The following is an 18297-nucleotide window of genomic DNA, read 5'->3' as shown; positions in this document are numbered from 1 at the left end:
ATAAAAAATTAGTCTTTCAAGAAGTCTTCACGTGCAGGGCTGAATACATCGATCAGCATTCCGTCTTCAAGACATACAGCTCCGTGTACTGCATGAGGAGGAACGTAGAAAGCATCGCCACCTTCTAATGTTTGTGTTTCTCCGTCAATAGTCACATCAAATTTTCCGCTTACAACATAAGTTGTCTGAGAATGATAATGCTCATGAAGTTGTCCGACTCCTCCTTTTTTGAAGGTTACTTTTACCATCATGATTTTGTCATCAAAACCAAGAAACTGACGTTTCAATCCGTCTTCTAGCGTTTCCCAAGGAAGAGACGCCTTTAAAAAGTTTTCGCTAACTGTTTTAGTGCTCATAAGGCATATATCTTTTGTGTTTACAACTCAAGTAAGAAGTGATTTTTGGATCACTTGATTGTCGATGATGTAAAGGTAAGGGGGATAATAAGGGTAGAGTTAACACATTTAGATTTATACATAGTAGCTATAAAAATTGACTAACACATTTGACTAAAAGGCTGTCATATCTGTGTTTTTGGGTACTTTTTGAATCATTTTTTATAGAATCAGATGGAGGTGTGGTCTCGTAGAAAAGGGTGAATTTTGAAAAATAAAAAGGCTATTTAACGTTGTGTAGCAGATAAGTGGTGACACAAACTATTATAGATATTCTATTTGAAGAGTTAACGAAGTGAGAGAGTGCTGCATCTACGAATTAAGAAATTGGAATTAGAGTCTTCAGGCTCGATTTTATGTACATTTTTTGAGTTTGAAGAACTGCGCCCGCCTCTTTCGTTCATAAAATAAATCCTTAGAAGCTGCACTCGCTCGCTGCGCTAACTTTAAGAATAGTTATGATCTTTTATTTTTGTCCTAGTATTTATCTTAGTGAGCTGTTTATTGCAAAAGCCGAGATGCAATGATTACTGGGAGGAGTTTTTTATGGGACGCGGTTTTCTGGACTGGAATAACCTTTATTTCTTTTTTCATGGAAAAAAATGAGGTGTATTTTCAAACGTGAGATATAAAACTGAGGGAATAAAAAAGCCACCCTAAATAATTAGAGTGGCAGTTGAAAGATAATCGGTTATTTACTTGGCTTCTTCTTTCTGATACATCTCGGTGTATTCTGAAGGAAGTTTTCCAAATGTCTCTTTAAAGCATTTCGTGAAATAAGATGGCGATTTAAAGCCAACGCTATAAACCACTTCAATCACTGAGTTTTTACCCGTAAGCAGTAATGCTGCTGCTTTTTGCATTCGGTAATACTTGATGTACTCGTTCGGTGATTTCCCGATAATACTCTTGAACTTGATGTTCAAGTTTGATCGGCTCATTCCAATTTCTTTGCAGAAGGTTTCAACAGAAAGTTCAGAAGCACTTAAATACTCTTCCATGATTCGTTTAACCTCTACCGTGAATTTTTCATCCTCAGACATTTCCCCAATTTTCTTCTCTTCATCATTCAAAAGGTCTTTGAGGTAACGTTGTTTGAGTTGATCGAATTTTTGAAGTGTAGTCTCAACGGTAAGCTCCAAATAATCCCAGTCAAACGGTTTAGAGATATAAGCATCTCCACCTTTTTGAAGTGCCTCTTTCTGACTTTCGGTTGAATCTTTGGCAGAAAGGAAAATAACAGGCATATGGTCTGTATCGTAATGACTTTTCACTTTGTCACAGAATTCGTAGCCGTCCATATCAGGCATCATGATATCTGTCAGAATCAGTTGAGGTTGCTCTTTTTGTGCTTTTTCAAATGCTTCTACACCATTTTGAGCCTCAATGATCGTGTATTTTTCTTTCAAACCATCTCGTAGGAAGGTTCTGAATTCGGCATTGTCATCTACCACAAGAATCTTTGGAATAGAACTGTCAGCTTCTTTAGTTTTTCCTTCTTCCTCTTCCTGATTTTTTTCTGTGTCGAGTGCCACTTCTAAGAATTCAACACCATCCAATTGTTCAAAGTGTGTTTTTCCGAGTGAGAGGATAAGGTGGAAAGTTGTTCCTTTGTCGGGTTCGCTTTCTACTTTTATTTCTCCTTGATGCAGCTCTATGATTTCTTTACTTAGTGCCATCCCAATTCCTACGCCTTTATCTTCACCGAGTGTGGAATCTTTATGGCTATAATATTCAAAAATCTGGCTTATCATCTCTTTAGACATCCCAACGCCTGTGTCAGAAATACTGATTTTGACATTGTAGCTAGATATTTTCTCAACATTCAGACGGATTTTTCCTCCTTTAGGTGTGTGTTTGAAGGCATTTGAAAGAATGTTGTGAATTACTTTTTGGAACATGGCTCTATCTGCCCAAAGCGTCAAGTCATCTTTGCCAGAAGTAGTGAGTTCTATGTCTCTGTTTTGTGCTCTAGCTTCAAATGACAGACTGATTTCGTTGATAAATTTCACCAACGGAATTTCTTGTACTTTCAGACGTTGCTTTCCACTTTGTACTTTTCTGAATTCCAATAATTCATCTACGAGTTGCATCAGATGTTTGGCATTTTTGAGCATCAACGCTAGATAATCATGACTGGCAGGGATATCATCTCCTTTTTTAATGATTCTTTCCAACGGCCCGATGATCAGCGATAAAGGTGTACGGAGTTCGTGAGAAACATTGGTGAAGAAATTAATTTTCAACTGATTAATGTATTCCATTTTCTCCTTACTCATCTTTTCTACGAGTAAGTCATTTTTGAAATGCTGTCTTACTTTCCATTCTTTATAGATAAACTGAATGATAATTGTGATCATAAGAACGTACAGCAAGTTTGCCCACCACGCTCGCCAAATAGGAGGAAGGATGACAAGTTCTAAAGTTGAAGGTTTTCCCCAAACACCATCTTCATTGGCTGCTTTGATGCTCATTTCGTAACTACCAGGCTCTAGTTTTGCAAGATGTACTTGGCGCTGATTGCCCATCTGAATCCAGTCATTGAAATGTCCAGATATTTTAAGCGCATAAGTAATTTGTTTCGGTTGGCTGTAGTTGATAGCTGTATAGTTGATTGAGAATGCTGACTCTCCGTACGGAATCTCGATTTTCTCTTTTCCGTATAGTTTGTAGCTATCCGTTTTATGAATATTTCTACTTCCTAAGAATGAAATCTGATCTAAAATAACTTCGGGAGCTTTACGGTTGGTCTGTATGTCATAAGGATTGAAGGCATTGTAACCTTTTGTTCCGCCAAAAAACATCTGACCATCTTTGCTGATAAAGCATGCACTACGGTTAAACTCTTCTCCTTGAAGTCCTTCACTACTTGAAAAAGCATTGATTTTGAAATCGGAAAGATATACTTGGTTCAGACCGTTGCTTGTACTTGCCCAAATTGTATTTTCTTTTGCATCGTAAAGTACACCATGAACCATGTGACTTGACAGTCCTTCATTTTTATTGAATGAAAGAATTTCGTTGTTTTCAAGGTTTAGGGCAAAAAGACCGTTTTGAGTACCAATCCAAATTCTGTGCTCTTGGTCTTCGGTGATATCGTAGATAAAACTTTTAAAAAGGAGGTGATTGCTATTTTTCTTAGGTTCGTAGCTCAAGAAACTATCTGATTTTTGGTCGAAAATCATCAGTCCTTTTTGAGCACCAACCCAAAGTTTTCCTTGTCTGTCTAAGTGGAAAATACCACCTCGATTGTAAGTCGAACTAAGTTTGCCTTCTTCTTTACTGTATCTTTTAATACTGAAATCAGCTTTATCAATTCTGTAAATGTATCGGAGCGTACTCGCCCAAATTTTGCCTTTAGGATATTCTATCAAATCATAGATACCTTCTCCTTCTAATATATCTCTGAAGTGTTGGCTGTTTTTCTCTTTAAATTTAAGTCCGTGAAAAGTACCAACCCAGAAATCTTCATTATGATCTTTCCATAAGGTTTTGATGTGTTCTTTAGGAAAGAATTGCTTCGTAGAAAGTGTTGAACCTTTACTTTCTTGGAAAATTAAGCCTTGATTTTCTGAGCCAATCCATGTTCCTTCTTGATCTACCCAAAATGTACTGACAGAGCCAATAGGTTGTCTCTTATTCTTGATGAAGTGATTCTGAATAGCCTGAAATTTTTGAGCATTATTGGAGAATAAGTTTACTCCTCCACTCCAAGTACCAACCCATAAGTTTTGGTTCTGATCTTCGTAGAATGAATACACAGAATTCTGACTCAAGCTGTTTTTATCATAATTATCACTCTGAAAAATTTCAAAGCTCTGATCAAAGTGTTGATAAATAGCGACACCTTTTTTAGTACCGATCCATATTTCACCATCTTGATCTTCGTGCAGTGTTCTGATATCATTGGACGGAAGTTGTGAGTTCTCAGTGTTATACTGCTTGAATTTCCCGACTTGAATATTTTCCATAATATTCACACCAGAGTTTCTTGTACCGATCCAAAGTCTGTCATGTCTGTCAAAAGCCAAACTCAAAATATTGTCGGCTTTCAATGATTGAAGATCAGATGCTTTTTCTTCAAATACTTTGAAGTTTTGTTGGTCTTGGCTCATACAAACCAATCGTCCTACAGAGTTGAACCAAATATTTCCTTCTGGCCCTTGTGTGATCGTACGTATTCCTCTGTATTCTTCCGAAATTAATTTGAATGAGTCTGACTCCTTATTATATAGGTATAAACCATCTACAGAACCTGCATAGAAATCTCCTTCCTTAGTTTTAAAGAAAGAATAGAAGAAGTTTTCTCTTTCATCTTCTAAAACAGTCTCTTTATAAACTTTACTTTTTGCTTCATGAATGGAGAATAAACAAATACCATTAGCAGTACCAACCCAAATATGCCCTTCATCGGCGGGTAAAAGTGCTGAAACTACATTATGAGGTATAGAAGTACTATCTTTGGGATCGTGAATGTACTGACTGAACGAATGTCCGTCGAAACGGTTTAAGCCTCCACCACGGGTTCCAAACCACATAAATCCTTGGGTGTCTTGAGTGATTGCATAGACAGTGCTTTGTGCAAGTCCATTCTCCACTGAATAAGGTATAATAAAGTATGGTGATTTTGCGATAGCCAATTGACTACACAAAAAAACAAGTAAAAAAAGAGGACAACATCTGTTGATATTTTTCCTTATAAGTCCAAAATCCATCATAGTTCAACGCGTTCGTATCGGAAATGCTAATCTCTTATATGTGTTATTTCTACAATAAAACTCCGAGATTTTGCTTATAAAAGTAAGTGATAAAGCGTAAATAATACATATTTTATAAATGATTATACAATATTTACAGTCAGATTTTCGGTTTTGTCAGCTAATAGCTCTAGTGTGACAGCTTTTTAAGTGTAGATGATACTATTTTTGAAACAAGCTTAAGCAGAGTCCTAAAGGAATTCCTTTGTGTTCACTTTTTAATTCTTTGTAACCTCTAAACACATGGAAAAAAAGAACTACTTATTGGCAATACTAATGATGCCAATATTATTGATTGCCACCCTTGTCCCTTCGTGGGCGCAAGACAGGGTTATTACTGGTGTAGTATCAGATGAAGGTGGCGTGATACCCGGTGTTTCTGTATTAATAAAAGGAACGTCAAATGGTACGGTAACCGATTTTGATGGAAAGTTTAAATTGACGTTAGATAATGATAATGCGTCTTTAGTTTTTAGTTATGTGGGCTACAAGACCCAAGAGATCCTTGTAGGTACACAATCAATAATCGATGTGACATTGGTTCAAGATGAGCAAGTACTTGACGAAATCGTTGTTACAGGTTATGGTACTCAAAAGAAGTCTCACTTGACAGGAGCTATTTCAAAAGTATCAAATTCAAACTTGCAAGAGATTCCAGTATCAAGGGTTGACCAAGCCTTGTATGGTAAATTAGCTGGTGTACAAATTCAGACTACTGATGCAGATGCTGGTGCAGAACCTAAAATTCAAATTAGAGGTGTTGCATCAATCAACTCAGGTACTAAGCCACTAGTAGTAGTTGATGGATTCCCTATTCCAGATGATTTATCTTCTGTAGATATGCAAGATGTTGAATCTATTGAAGTATTGAAAGATGCCGCTTCAGCAGCAATCTATGGTTCGCGTGGTGCAAATGGTGTCATCATGATTACAACGAAGAGCGGTCAAGAAGGAAAGATGAAAGTTTCTTTCGCTTCTACATTGAGTACAAACTCGCCAGTTAAAGAATACGACTTGCATAGTCCAGACTCTTGGGCTGCTTATGTAGCTCAGAAAGCAAATGTAAGTGAAGATGATCTTGCAAGAATTGGTTTAGCACAAGAGTTAGGTCACAACTACGATGCAAATGATGTATTGTACAGAAATGGTTTCTCTCAAAACTACCAATTGAGTTTGAGTGGTGGTAATAAGCAAACTTCTTATTATGTATCTGGACAAGTGATTGATGAAGAAGGTGTTGTTGATACAAACAATCATAAGAAGTATTCGATGCGTGTGAAGCTGAAAACTGAATTGAGTGATCGTGTAAAATTGGGCGTAAACTTAAATGCTTCAGTACAAGACAGAGATCGAGTATCAGTTCGTATGCATGATTTGGCACGTAGTGCTTCTTGGATGCCGACTTGGCACACAGAGCAAACTGCTGCAATGACAGGTAGAGAAGTTGGTTCGTTGGCAATGGAAGATCACTTTGACGATAAGCATGACGCTTATGATGCAACAGGACTTCCTGACCTTAGAAATACATCAAACGTAAATGGATGGGCAAAACTTCACGGTCGTTTGAGAACGGAAACAAAATACAGAGGTCAGTTCAATGGATATTTGGATTTCAAAATTGCAGATGGTTTGAAATTCAAAACAACAGGTGGTGCTTACTTCAGATCAACGGAAAGAAACTACTTCCAAACTACATGGGGTCACAGAGATGGTATTCCTACATCAGAGTACGAAATTGGAAGAGTAATCAATATTCTAAATGAAAACCTTCTGACGTATAAGAAGAGCTTTGGTGGACATGAAATTGATGCCTTGGGTGGTTTTACTTACCAATACGAGAGAGAAGATATTGTAGGTTTGGATGCCGTTGGTTTCTTGAATGACAAGATTCAAGACTTACAAGGTTCAGGTTCTACAGCATTAGTAAGAGATGATGACAATGGAATTTTTGATAATGTATTGATCTCTACACTAGCGAGAGTAAACTATGCTTACAAAGATAAATACCTTGTTTCTCTTAGTACAAGATGGGATGGTAGTAGCCGTTTTGGTCCAGAAAATCGTTGGGGTTTCTTTCCTGCAATGAGTTTGGGATGGAGAGTAATGGAAGAGCCATTTATGGAAGGAGCAAAAGGTATCATTAGTGAGTTGAAATTGGCAACAAGTTATGGTACTACTGGTAACAACCAAATCGGTGACTACGACCATATCGGTCAAATGGGAAGCTCTAACTATGTTTCTGGAAATGGTATTTCTTCAGGTTATGCTTTACAAAATCTTGCAGATAAAGGTTTAGGATGGGAGCGTACTATTGAATTTAACTCTAGTGTAAATATTGGTTTTGCAGACAACCGTATTTTACTTGGTGTAACATACTACGATGCAACTACTGACCAATTGGTACTTAACTTACCTGTACCATCAGTTACTGGATTCAACGAAATTAGAACGAACCGTGGTAAGGTATCTAACTCAGGTATCGAAATTGAATTGAATACAGTTAACATTGATAATAAAGACTTCTCATGGAAGACAGGATTTAACCTTGCAACGGTACAAAATGAAGTACTTGACTTTGGTGACCAACAAGAGTTAATCTCTACAGTAGAGTCAAAACGTCCAAGTTATTTCATCACTAGCGTAGGGCAACCTCTGGTACAATTCTACGGATATAAAGTGAAGGGTGAATTGAGCGAAGAAATTTTCAATAAGTACTGGCCAATTGGTGTACAAGCTAACAATGCTTATGTAGAAGATTTGAATGGTGATGGTGAAATCACTACTGAAGATATGACAACATTGGGTAAGCCATTCCCAGACTTTACTTGGGGTCTTACGAACGAATTCAAGTACAAAAACTTCGATTTGAGTTTCACATTCCAAGGTTCTCACGGTGCTTCAGTATTTAACATTGACTCTCACTACATTGAGACACAATGGGCTGGAGAGAATGGTGATATCGGTTTTGCTGATGATGAAGGACTTACTCGTAGAAAGACTGAGACTGATTGGTTTGTAGAAGACGCGTCTTATATCTCATTGAGAAACTTGACATTTGGTTACAACATTCCTGTTAAAAAATACATCAGAACTGCTAGAGTTTATGTATCGGGAAGTAACCTTCTTTACCTAACAGGTGATAGCTACAGAGGTGTAAACCCAGAAGGTATCAATGCAAACACAGATAGCCCATTGACTTACGGTTACCAACGTGGTGCAATGCCTTTGGCTAGAACATTTGCCCTAGGTTTGAGACTAGACTTTTAATTCTAAAGGATTTTAAGAGCTAAAAATTGAAAACAATGAAAAAGACATATATATATCTATTATGCTCCATGTTGGGTACTTTCGGGATGACTTCTTGTGAAGAGCAACTTGATCTTACACCATACAGTACAATTGGAGAAAATAACTTCTTCGAAAACGAAGATGAGATTGAAGCTGCAGTAGTAGGTACTTACAGTGCACTACAAGATTTGACAAATATTGCATGGACAATGGAAGGTGTGGTAGATGATAACTCATCTCCGGGTTCAGAAGGTAGTTATGGAGACTTGGATAAGTTTACAAATGATCCTTCTACATCATTCATGAATGACTATTGGGGGCTTTCATATTCAGTGATCTCTAGAGCAAATATGGTGTTAGCGAATGTAGATCTGATTGAAGATGAAGCAAAGCGCAATGCGTTGAAAGCTGAAGTATTGTTCCTACGTTCTTATGCTTATCATAACTTGGTACAACTTTTTGGTAATGTGCCTTTAGTAACTAATGTAATTGCATTTGACGACTATAGTTTCTTTGACAATGTAGCTGCATCAGATATCTACGAACAAATCAAAGTAGATTTACTTTTTGCTACTGAAAACTTACCATCGTCTTATGGTGGTGATGCTGAAGGTAGAGCAACAAAGTGGGCTGCAAAAGGAATCTATGCTAAAGTGCTTCTTTCTTCAGGAGATAAGTCAGGAGCTATGCAACAATTGAAAGACATCATCGATAGTGGTGAGTTTAGTCTTATGGATGATTATGCATCAATTTTCTCTTCAGAAATGAATCAGGAAGTGATCTTCTCGACGCGTTATGATGCAGGAAATGGTGAGCACCAGACTTTCTCTTATACTTTTAGTTCAAAAGGTGTATTTGGAGGAGTAAAAGTAACAAGCGAATTCCTTAACATTCATGAAGATGGAGACCTTAGAGCAGCAGCTTCTATGGCTGAAGATAACGGTAAAGTAATTATCAATAAGTATAATTCAGTAGGTTCTATTGAGCAATCAGGAGTTGATTTTGTAATCCTTCGTTATGCAGATGTACTATTGTTGTATGCTGAGTTGGCAAACCAAGCTACAGCTTTAGACCCAATGGCTATCCAGTATGTAAATGATATTCGTGATAGAGCAGGACTTGCAGCACTTACGTTTGAATCTCAAACACAGTTAGATGCAGCAATTGCTTTGGAAAGAAGAATTGAGTTGGCATTCGAGAACCATAGATGGTTTGATTTACTTCGTTATGGAAACGCAATTGAAGTGATGAAAGAACATTTGGCTGCAGAAGGAATTGATTCACCGATTTCTGCACACAACTTGTTGTTCCCAATTCCTCAAGTTCAGATTACTTTGAGTAGAGGACAGTTGGTACAAAACCCAGGGTACACAAATTAAGAAGTTTCATGAGTAAGTGATATGTGATCTGAAAAGTTGAGCAGTAGGAAGAATGCTTCCTACTGCCATCTCTTCAGTGTTATTTATCATCTTTAAATGGTAGTAAGATGAGTAAGAATTTCATAAAGATATTGCTTTGTGGGGCATTCCTGTTGGGTATAAACTTTAGTGTATCGGCAGAAACTTACAAGGTGAGTTCAGTTGAGGATTATAATACAGCAGTAGGCAAATTGGCAGCAGGAGATACTCTTATGCTGGCAAATGGTGTGTGGACAGATGCTCAACTGATTTTTAAAGCAAATGGTACAGCCGAGAAGCCAGTTGTACTTTGTGCAGAAACAAAAGGAAAAGTTACACTAGAAGGGAAATCAGATTTAAGACTGGTAGGGAATTATTTGGTGGTAGATGGTTTGGTGTTTAAAAACGGATCGGCTTCCAAAAAAGCTGTAATTCGTTTTAGCAAAGACAAAGAACAAGTAGCAAATTATAGCCGAGTGACAAATTGCGTTATCTCTTATTATAACAAAGAGGAAAAGCTAGACAAAGATCATTGGGTAGAACTTTACGGAAGATATAACCGACTAGACCATAACCTATTTGAAGGAAAATCAAATGTTGGTCCTGTGGTAGTTGTCATCTTAAAAGAAGAGAACAGTAGAAACAACCACCATAGTATCGATAATAATCATTTTAAAGACAGAATTACAACAGGTTCAAACGGGGGCGAGACAATAAGAATTGGAACAAGTTTCACTTCACTTGAAGCTTCAAGAACAGTAGTTCGTCAAAATTACTTTGAACGTTGTAATGGCGAAGTAGAGGTAGTTTCTAACAAGTCTTGTGAAAACAAATTCCTTTACAATACTTTCTTTGAGTGTGAAGGTTCTTTGGTATTGAGACACGGACATAACAACTGGGTAGAAGGCAATTATTTCATTGGGAATAATGTAGAATATACTGGTGGTGTAAGAGTAATTAATGAAGGACAAACTGTCGTTAATAATTACTTTGAGGGTATCACAGGACGTAGATTTAGAGCTGCTTTGGCTGTAATGAACGGAATCCCGAATTCTCCAGCCAATCGTTACATGCAAGTATTGAGATCGACAATTTCTCAGAATACTTTCATTGACTGCGATCACATTGAATTGGGTGTGGGTTCAGATGAAGAAAGAACATTACCTCCTTCTGAAACGGTATTGAGTAACAACTTATTCTTGCATTCTTCGAGATCAGATATTTTCGGAATCAATGATGATGTAAGTGGTATTCAGTTCAGTGGAAATGTAATTGGTGAAAACATTAAGGCATTCCAAGAAGAAGGATTTACAAAGAAAAATGTTGCTCTTTCGGTGGATAAAGATGGAATCAAATATCCATCAGAAGTATTGGAAAGCACAGCAGTTTGGGTAGATGCAAGAAGTTATCAAGACCAACGTCAGTCAGAAAGAACTTCCAATGAAGTAGGTGCTGTTAGTGCATCAAATATTGAGAAGGCAAAGGTTTGGGCTACATTGGAAACTGCAGGAGTGAAATGGTGGACTTCTGAAAAAAATGAAGAAGCAACAGTTCATACGGTAAAATCATCGGGAGCTTTATATAAAGCATTGGCTACGGCTAAATCTGGTGATGTGTTGAAGATTACAGCAACCAAACTAAGATTGAAAAAGCCTTTAATCATAGACAAAGATATTACCATTCAAGCAGCGAATTCAAAAGTGTTGATCGAGCAATATGCGACTACTGCTTTTGAAGTAACAGAAGGAGTAAAGCTAGAATTGAAAGGATTGAAATTGGTAGGAAAGTCAAAAGCGAAATATGCGGTTCAGACTTTGGCTACAGACTTACCTAGTTATTTGACGGTGACAGACTGTGAGTTTTCTGATTATCTGAATGCTGAATCTATCATTTTTAACGGTGGGAAAATGTCTATGATTGCTGAATTCAAATTACAGAATTCAGTCATCAAAAATATCAATGGACATGGTATTTATATGCATGCTGAGTTGGATGATAAAGGACGTTACAATGTGGAGCGTTTGAAGATGAAGAATGTACTTTTCACAGAAATCAAAGGTATTGCAGTAGATGTCTACAGAGGTGGAATGGATGAAAGTACAATGGGACCAGTAATCGCAATGGATCGTTGTTCATTTATCAATACAGGTTCAAAAGAAACACCAGCAGTAACTCTTCACGGATTACAAGGTTTTAAGGTGAACTGTTCGGTATGGCATGGCGAAGGTGATTTTGTAGTGAAAGTAACGTCTGGAGGACCTGTAGGGAAGATTGAAGACTGTAATTTTTCAGCAGGAGCAGAGTTGAACCTTGATCCAGCTTTCACAGAAGTAAATCTGACAAATAACGAACTGAAGTTTCACTCAGAAACTTTAGAGCTTGATAAAACACAAGACGGCAGACCTTTGGGCTATTCTATGGAATTAGCAAAAGGTGATTTCTAAGATTTTTTAGGCAGATGTTAATTGGTTAAGGATAAGCATTCGCTCTCAGACCTCTCAAGTCTGAAGTGAATGCGCTAACCAAAAACATCGGATCAAAAGGAAAAAAGCGATGAAAGCATTTTATCATAAAAGCCTTTGGACCTTGTTTTTAATACTTCTTCCTTATTTAGGTTGGAGTCAAGGTGAACACCCAAATTTGGTGCTGACAGCCAAAGGTGTTGAAGACTTACGAACAAACTTAGGTAAGTATCCTCTTTTGGATAAGACTTTTAACAAAGTAAAAACAAGAGTTCTGCAAGCTTTAGACGAAGAAATTAATATCCCAATTCCGAAAGATCCGGGAGGAGGATATACGCATGAAGTACACAAGCAGAATTACAAAAAAATGTATGAGGCAGGGCTGCTTTATCAAATTGAGCAAAATGATGCTTATGCCGAATATGTAAAAAAACAATTGCTAGGTTATGCAGCAATGTACCCTAGTTTAGGATTACATCCTGAAAGAAAAAGCTCAAACCCTGGAGTACTTTTTTGGCAAGGATTAAACGATAGTGTGTGGTTAGTTTATGTGAGTCAGGCATACGATTGTGTGTATGATTACCTCACAAAAAAAGAACGTAAAGAAATTGAAAAGAACTTATTCCGTCCGATTGTGAAGTTCTTTTCTGAACAAAATGTTGTCAATTTTGACAAAGTCCATAATCATGGAACATGGATGGTTGCTGGTGTCGGAATGATCAGCTATGTGATGGGAGATGAAGAAATGGTTCAGAAAACATTGAAAGGTTCAAAGTTGGATGGACAATCAGGGTTTTTGAAACAATTGGATGAGCTTTTCTCACCAGACGGTTATTATACCGAAGGTCCTTACTATCAGCGTTATGCACTTATGCCATTTATACTTTATGCGCATACGCTTTCGCACAGAAATCCTGAATTAGGAATTTATGAATACAGAAACGGCGTGCTACCAAAAGCAGTAGAAGCCGTCTTGCAATTGAGTTACACTAACGGTCGTTTTTTCCCAATCAATGATGCATTGAAGGAGAAAACTTATAATACAGCTGAGCTTGTCTACGGAGTGGATATTGCCTTTACTCACTTCGGACAAGACGCTGGATTGTTGAGTATTGCTGAAGAACAAGGCGAGCTGATGCTTGGGGAAGAAGGAGTAGCAGTTGCTAAAGCTATAGCCGAAGGAAAAGCCAAACCTTTCAATTACCGTTCGCTTGAGTTGAGTGATGGAAGTGAAGGTAAAAATGGTGGATTAGGTATTTTGAGAGATGGAGATCAAAAAGATCAATTATGTTTGTTGATGAAATATTCTTCTTCGGGAATGGGGCACGGGCATTTTGATAAGTTGAGTTTCAGCCTTTATGACAAAGGCGTAGAAGTTCTTCAAGATTATGGTGCTGTTCGTTTTCTGAATACTGTACAAAAACAGGGTGGACGTTATTTGCCAGAAAATAAAACTTGGGCAAAGCAAACGGTATCTCATAATACCGTAGTTGTAGATGCACAGTCAAATTATAAAGGCAAGCAAAAAGTGGCTGACAAGCTTAATTCAGAGATGTTCTTTACGGTTTTTGAAGACCCAAAAGTTCAAATCATTTCTGCACTTGATACCACAGCCTATGAAGGTGTAAAAATGCAACGTACAATGGCAATGATTTCAAAAGGAGAACATCAGAAGCCATGGATCATTGATCTTTTCAGAGTGAATGCTGAAGAAGAGCATCAGTATGATTTGCCTTTCTATTATATGGGGCATAAAATCGATTCGAATATTCCTTTCAAGATTCATTCAAATCAATGGAATACGATGGGGGATGATCACGGTTATCAACATCTTTGGAATATGGCAGAAGGAAATGCTGCATCTCACTTGGCTTCATTTACTTGGTTGCAGAATGAAAGATTCTACACCTTGACATCTGTAGCGAATACTGAAACGAAATACTTCATGACGCAGCTAGGTGCAAATGACCCAGAGGTGAATCTGAGAAAAGATTCTGGTTTTATGATCAGACAGCCTAAGGCGAAAGCACATACATTCCTTTCTGTTATTGAAGCACACGGTGAGTTTAATCCGAATGCAGAATATACGGTGAACTCAGAAAGTCAGTTGAAGGATTTGAAACTACTGGCAGATACCGAAGAAGGCAGTGTCGTAATGTTGGAAGATAATTCTTCACAACGTTGGGTATTGATGATAGCCAATCAAGATGCAGCTAAAGAAAGCAAACATACCGTAACTGCAAATGGGAAAACTTACGAGTGGGTTGGACCTTATCAGTTACAAGAAATGACAAGCGAACTCTAATTATTTAAACCAAAAACAAAACCAATTATGGCAAGATTTTCAAGAATTGAAGTCGCCTTAGAATCATACAATACAGTAGTTATTCCTGTTTTTTATCATTCGGATGTGGAAGTATGTAAAAAAATACTTTCAGCATGTTATGAGGGTGGTGTGAGAGTTTTTGAGTTTACAAACAGAGGAGAAGCTGCTCATATTATTTTTAAAGAATTATTGGATTATGCAAAAGAGAGTTGCCCAGAAATGATTTTGGGGATTGGCTCTGTAGTAGATGCTCCAACGGCAGGTTTATACATTCAGTTAGGTGCAAACTTTATTGTTTCACCAATCTTGAATCAAGATATCGCAAAGGTTTGTAACCGAAGAAAAGTGTCTTGGATGCCAGGCTGTGGCAGTCTTACAGAAATCTCTCAAGCAGAAGAATTGGGTGCCGAAATCGTTAAGATTTTCCCAGCAAAACAAGTCGGTGGAGTTGAGTTTATCAAAGCGGCAAAGGCTCCATGTCCTTGGTCTAGTATTATGCCAACAGGTGGAATTACTTTAGACCCTTCTGAGCTGGTTGAGTTCTTAACCGCAGGAGCACATTGTATTGGAATGGGAAGTCAGTTGTTTAAGAAAAATACTGATGGAGCATTCGATTATGCAAAAATTACAGAAGCAACACTTTCAGCAATTGAGGTTTGCCAAGTATTCAGAGAAAATAAAGCTTTGAGTGTTTAAAGGAAGTTTGAAAAACGGATAAAAATAGATCGATATCTATCAAAAAATTGAGGAATTCGTTCAATTGAGCTAGTCAATAAGAGTTATACTGATGGCAAAAATTGTTCGTTGATTGTGGACTAAAAATGGATAAACTAAAAAAGAGCTACCCTTTTGGGGCAGCTCTTTTTTTATGGACAAAATGCCTGTCTTGTTTGGGGCAAGAACAGGCACAATAAAGATTGAGATATTTCAGATTAGTCTAAAATTGAAAGAACTTCACTTTCAGGTAATCTAGATTTTGGTGTCTTATCCGTAGTATTGAAATCAGTTTCTGTTCTATATCCGATTGAAACGACTCCTACAGCTGTAAATCCTTTTTCGCGTAAGCCGAATTCTTCATCGATGGCTTTTAAATCAACCCCTTCCATTGGTAAAGCATCAATGCCAAGCATGGCTACACCTAAAAGGAAGTTACCCATATTCAAATATACTTGTTTCTCGATCCAGTGTTGGAAGTCTTTGAAGTCATAGCGGTGCATATTAGCGAAGATGTTACGCGCACCATACATCATTTGTTTTACTTCTTCATTCGGATAACGACCATCTTTTTCCTCAACTTCTAAAAGATGTTGCATGTAATCTTCATCGGCATCAGTTCTTGCACAGAACACTACAACATGAGAAGCATTCAAAATCTTTGGAGCATTGAACTGATAGAACCCTTCAGCACCTTTAGCAATTCTAGCTTTTCCTTCTTCAGAATTAGCAATCAGGAAGTGCCAAGGCTGAATATTTGTACTTGAAGGACTCATGCGAAGCAAATCTTTCACTTGTTGGAAGTCTTCCTCAGAGATTTTTTTGTCCGCATCAAATTCTTTAGTTGAATAACGCCAGTTTAAGATTTCACTTACTTTCATCTTATTTATATATTTTTTGTTGTTACTATCAAAATTATAGTACAAATGTAGAGGGTGAGTTTATCAATGACAATAACGGTCAAAAAGGATAGTATTGAATATTAGGCTTTGTTATGAATACTTGAGGAGGAAATAAAAAAGCTCAACCCTGATCTTTGCATTAGGATTGAGCTTTCAAATTTATAGTGAGGAAGTTTATTTAAGATTCTTCCCTAATTCTTTGACCTTGTTTAGCCACTTTTCACGGAAAGCATCTGATGAATCTTTGATTGGAGCAATATAGGTGAGTTTTACAGGCTTTACTCCGCAGAATTCTAATGTCCCTTTTTTGAATTGATTGATTAAAGGACTTCCCATAAATAATTTTTCATACCACTTTGGGCTGTCGGCAGTGACAATCATTCGGGCAGTTTTTCCTTTGAGTAATTTTTTAGGTAATGGTTTGCCTTCCACTAGTTCGTAAGTAATACCTGGTAAAAATGTACGATCAATAAAGCCTTTTAAGATGGCAGGTGTACTGTACCACCACATCGGGAATACCCAAACCAAATGATCGGCTTTCTTTAATTTTTCGATCGCATCTAATAAATCAGGTTCAAGATCAACTCTTTGTCTATAACCGTATCTTAGAATAGGGTCGAAGTCTAGTTCTCCAAGATTGATAAGGTCAATATTAGCTTTTCCTTCTTCAGCACCTTTTTGATAAGCTTCAGCCAATGCCCGATTATAACTTTGCTTATCAGGGTGTCCGTTTATGATGAGTATATTTTTCATGTGTTTGTAGATTTTTTACAAAGGAAAAGCTTCGTTTTTTCTTAGAATAGGACATTTGTCTAATTCATCATTTCTTTCCGAATTCTGCTCAGATGTCTCTGGGTAATTCCTAAGTAGGAAGCTAAATAATTCAGAGGGATTTCTTGTAGAAACTGAGGTTGTTCATCGAGCAATTGTTGATATTTCTTGTTTGCTTTTTCTTTCTGTAGACTGAAAATACGATACTCCAAATCTATGTAAGCCTGCTCTGCTTGAATCTTGAAAAATTTCAACCAACGTATATTTTTATCTTCCAATTCGAGCATTTTATCACGATGAAAAACTAATACTTCGGCATCGGTAATTGCTTCAATATTCTCTACGGTTTTTTGTTGTGTAATGTAAGAAGAATAGGCACTGATTAGGCTATTGGGAAATATAAAGCAGTAGGTGATTTCTTCTCCAGCTTTTGAATAATAGAAAGATCTGAAAATACCAGACTGAATAAATGCACCTTCTTTACAGATTTGTCCTTGAGTAACCAATCGTTCACCTTTCTTCAGCTTTTTAGGTTTTACAGATGTGATCAATTCTTCGATATCTTGATCTGTGAGGATGTTGAATGATTTTAGGTAGTTAATCAGTTGTTCCATTTTTCAGATGATGATCTAAAGCTTAAAAGATTGCTAAGTTACGCTCTTTTACTTGTTAAAGTTAGTAGGTCGTTAGACAAATGTTTTTAGTATTAAAAATACTGTTCTTAGAATTAACGAAGTGATCTAAGGATAGTCTTACCTATTTTCTTATGTCCAATTATTTAGCTTCTATTTGGTAATAAATTGCATTTTCAATTCCCTCACAAGAGTCTTCTTTCCATACTTTCATCCCAATTTTTTCTAAAACCTTTAGGGATGCTAAGTTATCCTTTGAAGCTCTTCCAATGATTTTTTTTAATTGAAGCTGATGGAAGCCATAAGCAATACACGCTAGGGCTGACTCAGTAGCGTATCCTTTTCCCCATTCAGTTTGAAAGAACCGAAAGCCAATGTCAACAAGATTTTCTTCATTCAATTTTAAGCCACACCAACCTATAAATTGATTAGATTCTTTTAAGACTACAGCCCAACGTCCGAAGCCATTTTTCTGGTAATCAGTATAATTTCCGAGGAAATTTTCAGCTTCAGAAATCGAAGAAAAGGGAGAGTCACCCGTGTATTTTAAAACTTCGGGATCGGTATTCAATTCATAAAAGTCTTTAGCGTCAGAGACATTTAATTCTCGGAGAATTAAGCGTTCTGTTTCTGCAATAATCATGTTGAAGTTG

Annotated in this window: 11 protein-coding genes; 5 read left to right on the top strand and 6 right to left on the bottom strand. The window is 37.1% G+C overall.

Features of this window, described 5'->3' with window-relative positions; translation table 11 throughout:
* Positions 1-8: 8 nt before the first annotated feature.
* Together BC781_RS05560 and BC781_RS05555 are read right to left on the bottom strand one after the other, a co-directional pair.
* Positions 9-356 (bottom strand): cupin domain-containing protein, encoded by a 348-nt coding sequence (locus BC781_RS05560; protein ID WP_109616230.1) that lies wholly within the window; start codon positions 354-356, stop codon positions 9-11.
* 734 nt (positions 357-1090) lie between these two features.
* The gene (locus tag BC781_RS05555; RefSeq protein ID WP_109616229.1) at positions 1091-5113 is read right to left on the bottom strand and encodes a two-component regulator propeller domain-containing protein; all 4023 of its coding nucleotides are present in this window, start codon (positions 5111-5113) and stop codon (positions 1091-1093) included.
* A 282-nt stretch (positions 5114-5395) separates the two neighbouring features.
* On the opposite strand from BC781_RS05555, the gene BC781_RS05550 reads away from it, so the two are divergent.
* From BC781_RS05550 to BC781_RS05530, 5 genes are all read left to right on the top strand, one after another.
* On the top strand, positions 5396-8419 hold the full coding sequence (locus BC781_RS05550; RefSeq protein WP_109616228.1) for a SusC/RagA family TonB-linked outer membrane protein: 3024 nt from the start codon (positions 5396-5398) through the stop codon (positions 8417-8419).
* A gap of 35 nt (positions 8420-8454) precedes the next feature.
* A complete protein-coding gene (locus tag BC781_RS05545; protein WP_109616227.1) occupies positions 8455-9819 on the top strand; it encodes a RagB/SusD family nutrient uptake outer membrane protein in 1365 nt (454 codons plus the stop codon).
* A 107-nt stretch (positions 9820-9926) separates the two neighbouring features.
* Complete coding sequence (locus BC781_RS05540) at positions 9927-12281, top strand: polysaccharide lyase 6 family protein (protein ID WP_109616226.1); 2355 nt, start codon at positions 9927-9929, stop codon at positions 12279-12281.
* Between the two features lie 109 nt (positions 12282-12390).
* Positions 12391-14604, top strand: coding sequence for an alginate lyase family protein (locus BC781_RS05535; RefSeq protein WP_109616225.1), 2214 nt, complete (start codon positions 12391-12393; stop codon positions 14602-14604).
* Positions 14605-14631: 27 nt separating this feature from the next.
* Positions 14632-15321: a bifunctional 4-hydroxy-2-oxoglutarate aldolase/2-dehydro-3-deoxy-phosphogluconate aldolase gene (locus tag BC781_RS05530; protein ID WP_109616224.1), complete on the top strand. Its 690-nt coding sequence runs from the start codon at positions 14632-14634 to the stop codon at positions 15319-15321.
* Positions 15322-15557: 236 nt separating this feature from the next.
* On the opposite strand, the gene nfsB is transcribed toward BC781_RS05530, so the two are convergent.
* The 4 genes from nfsB to BC781_RS05510 form a co-directional block, all read right to left on the bottom strand.
* Complete coding sequence (gene nfsB, locus BC781_RS05525) at positions 15558-16220, bottom strand: oxygen-insensitive NAD(P)H nitroreductase (RefSeq protein ID WP_109616223.1); 663 nt, start codon at positions 16218-16220, stop codon at positions 15558-15560.
* Positions 16221-16415: 195 nt separating this feature from the next.
* Positions 16416-16994 (bottom strand): NAD(P)H-dependent oxidoreductase, encoded by a 579-nt coding sequence (locus tag BC781_RS05520; RefSeq protein WP_109616222.1) that lies wholly within the window; start codon positions 16992-16994, stop codon positions 16416-16418.
* A 59-nt stretch (positions 16995-17053) separates the two neighbouring features.
* Positions 17054-17626, bottom strand: a complete 573-nt coding sequence (locus BC781_RS05515) for a Crp/Fnr family transcriptional regulator (RefSeq protein ID WP_245935583.1) — start codon at positions 17624-17626, stop codon at positions 17054-17056.
* Between the two features lie 160 nt (positions 17627-17786).
* Complete coding sequence (locus BC781_RS05510; protein ID WP_109616221.1) at positions 17787-18287, bottom strand: GNAT family N-acetyltransferase; 501 nt, start codon at positions 18285-18287, stop codon at positions 17787-17789.
* Positions 18288-18297 lie beyond the last annotated feature (10 nt).

It is taken from the genome of Sediminitomix flava (genome assembly GCF_003149185.1).
Taxonomy (GTDB): Bacteria; Bacteroidota; Bacteroidia; order Cytophagales; family Flammeovirgaceae; genus Sediminitomix; species Sediminitomix flava.
This window is presented reverse-complemented; position numbering and strand designations above follow the sequence as displayed.

Bases quoted from the DNA above. Each gene is read 5' to 3' on its own strand.
- BC781_RS05520 (WP_109616222.1), bottom strand. From the start codon at position 16,994: ATGAAAAATATACTCATCATAAACGGACACCCTGATAAGCAAAGTTAT.
- BC781_RS05530 (WP_109616224.1), top strand. From the start codon at position 14,632: ATGGCAAGATTTTCAAGAATTGAAGTCGCCTTAGAATCATACAATACA.
- BC781_RS05560 (WP_109616230.1), bottom strand. From the start codon at position 356: ATGAGCACTAAAACAGTTAGCGAAAACTTTTTAAAGGCGTCTCTTCCT.
- BC781_RS05535 (WP_109616225.1), top strand. From the start codon at position 12,391: ATGAAAGCATTTTATCATAAAAGCCTTTGGACCTTGTTTTTAATACTT.
- BC781_RS05540 (WP_109616226.1), top strand. From the start codon at position 9,927: ATGAGTAAGAATTTCATAAAGATATTGCTTTGTGGGGCATTCCTGTTG.
- BC781_RS05555 (WP_109616229.1), bottom strand. From the start codon at position 5,113: ATGATGGATTTTGGACTTATAAGGAAAAATATCAACAGATGTTGTCCT.
- BC781_RS05515 (WP_245935583.1), bottom strand. From the start codon at position 17,626: ATGGAACAACTGATTAACTACCTAAAATCATTCAACATCCTCACAGAT.
- BC781_RS05545 (WP_109616227.1), top strand. From the start codon at position 8,455: ATGAAAAAGACATATATATATCTATTATGCTCCATGTTGGGTACTTTC.
- BC781_RS05550 (WP_109616228.1), top strand. From the start codon at position 5,396: ATGGAAAAAAAGAACTACTTATTGGCAATACTAATGATGCCAATATTA.
- nfsB (WP_109616223.1), bottom strand. From the start codon at position 16,220: ATGAAAGTAAGTGAAATCTTAAACTGGCGTTATTCAACTAAAGAATTT.
- BC781_RS05510 (WP_109616221.1), bottom strand. From the start codon at position 18,287: ATGATTATTGCAGAAACAGAACGCTTAATTCTCCGAGAATTAAATGTC.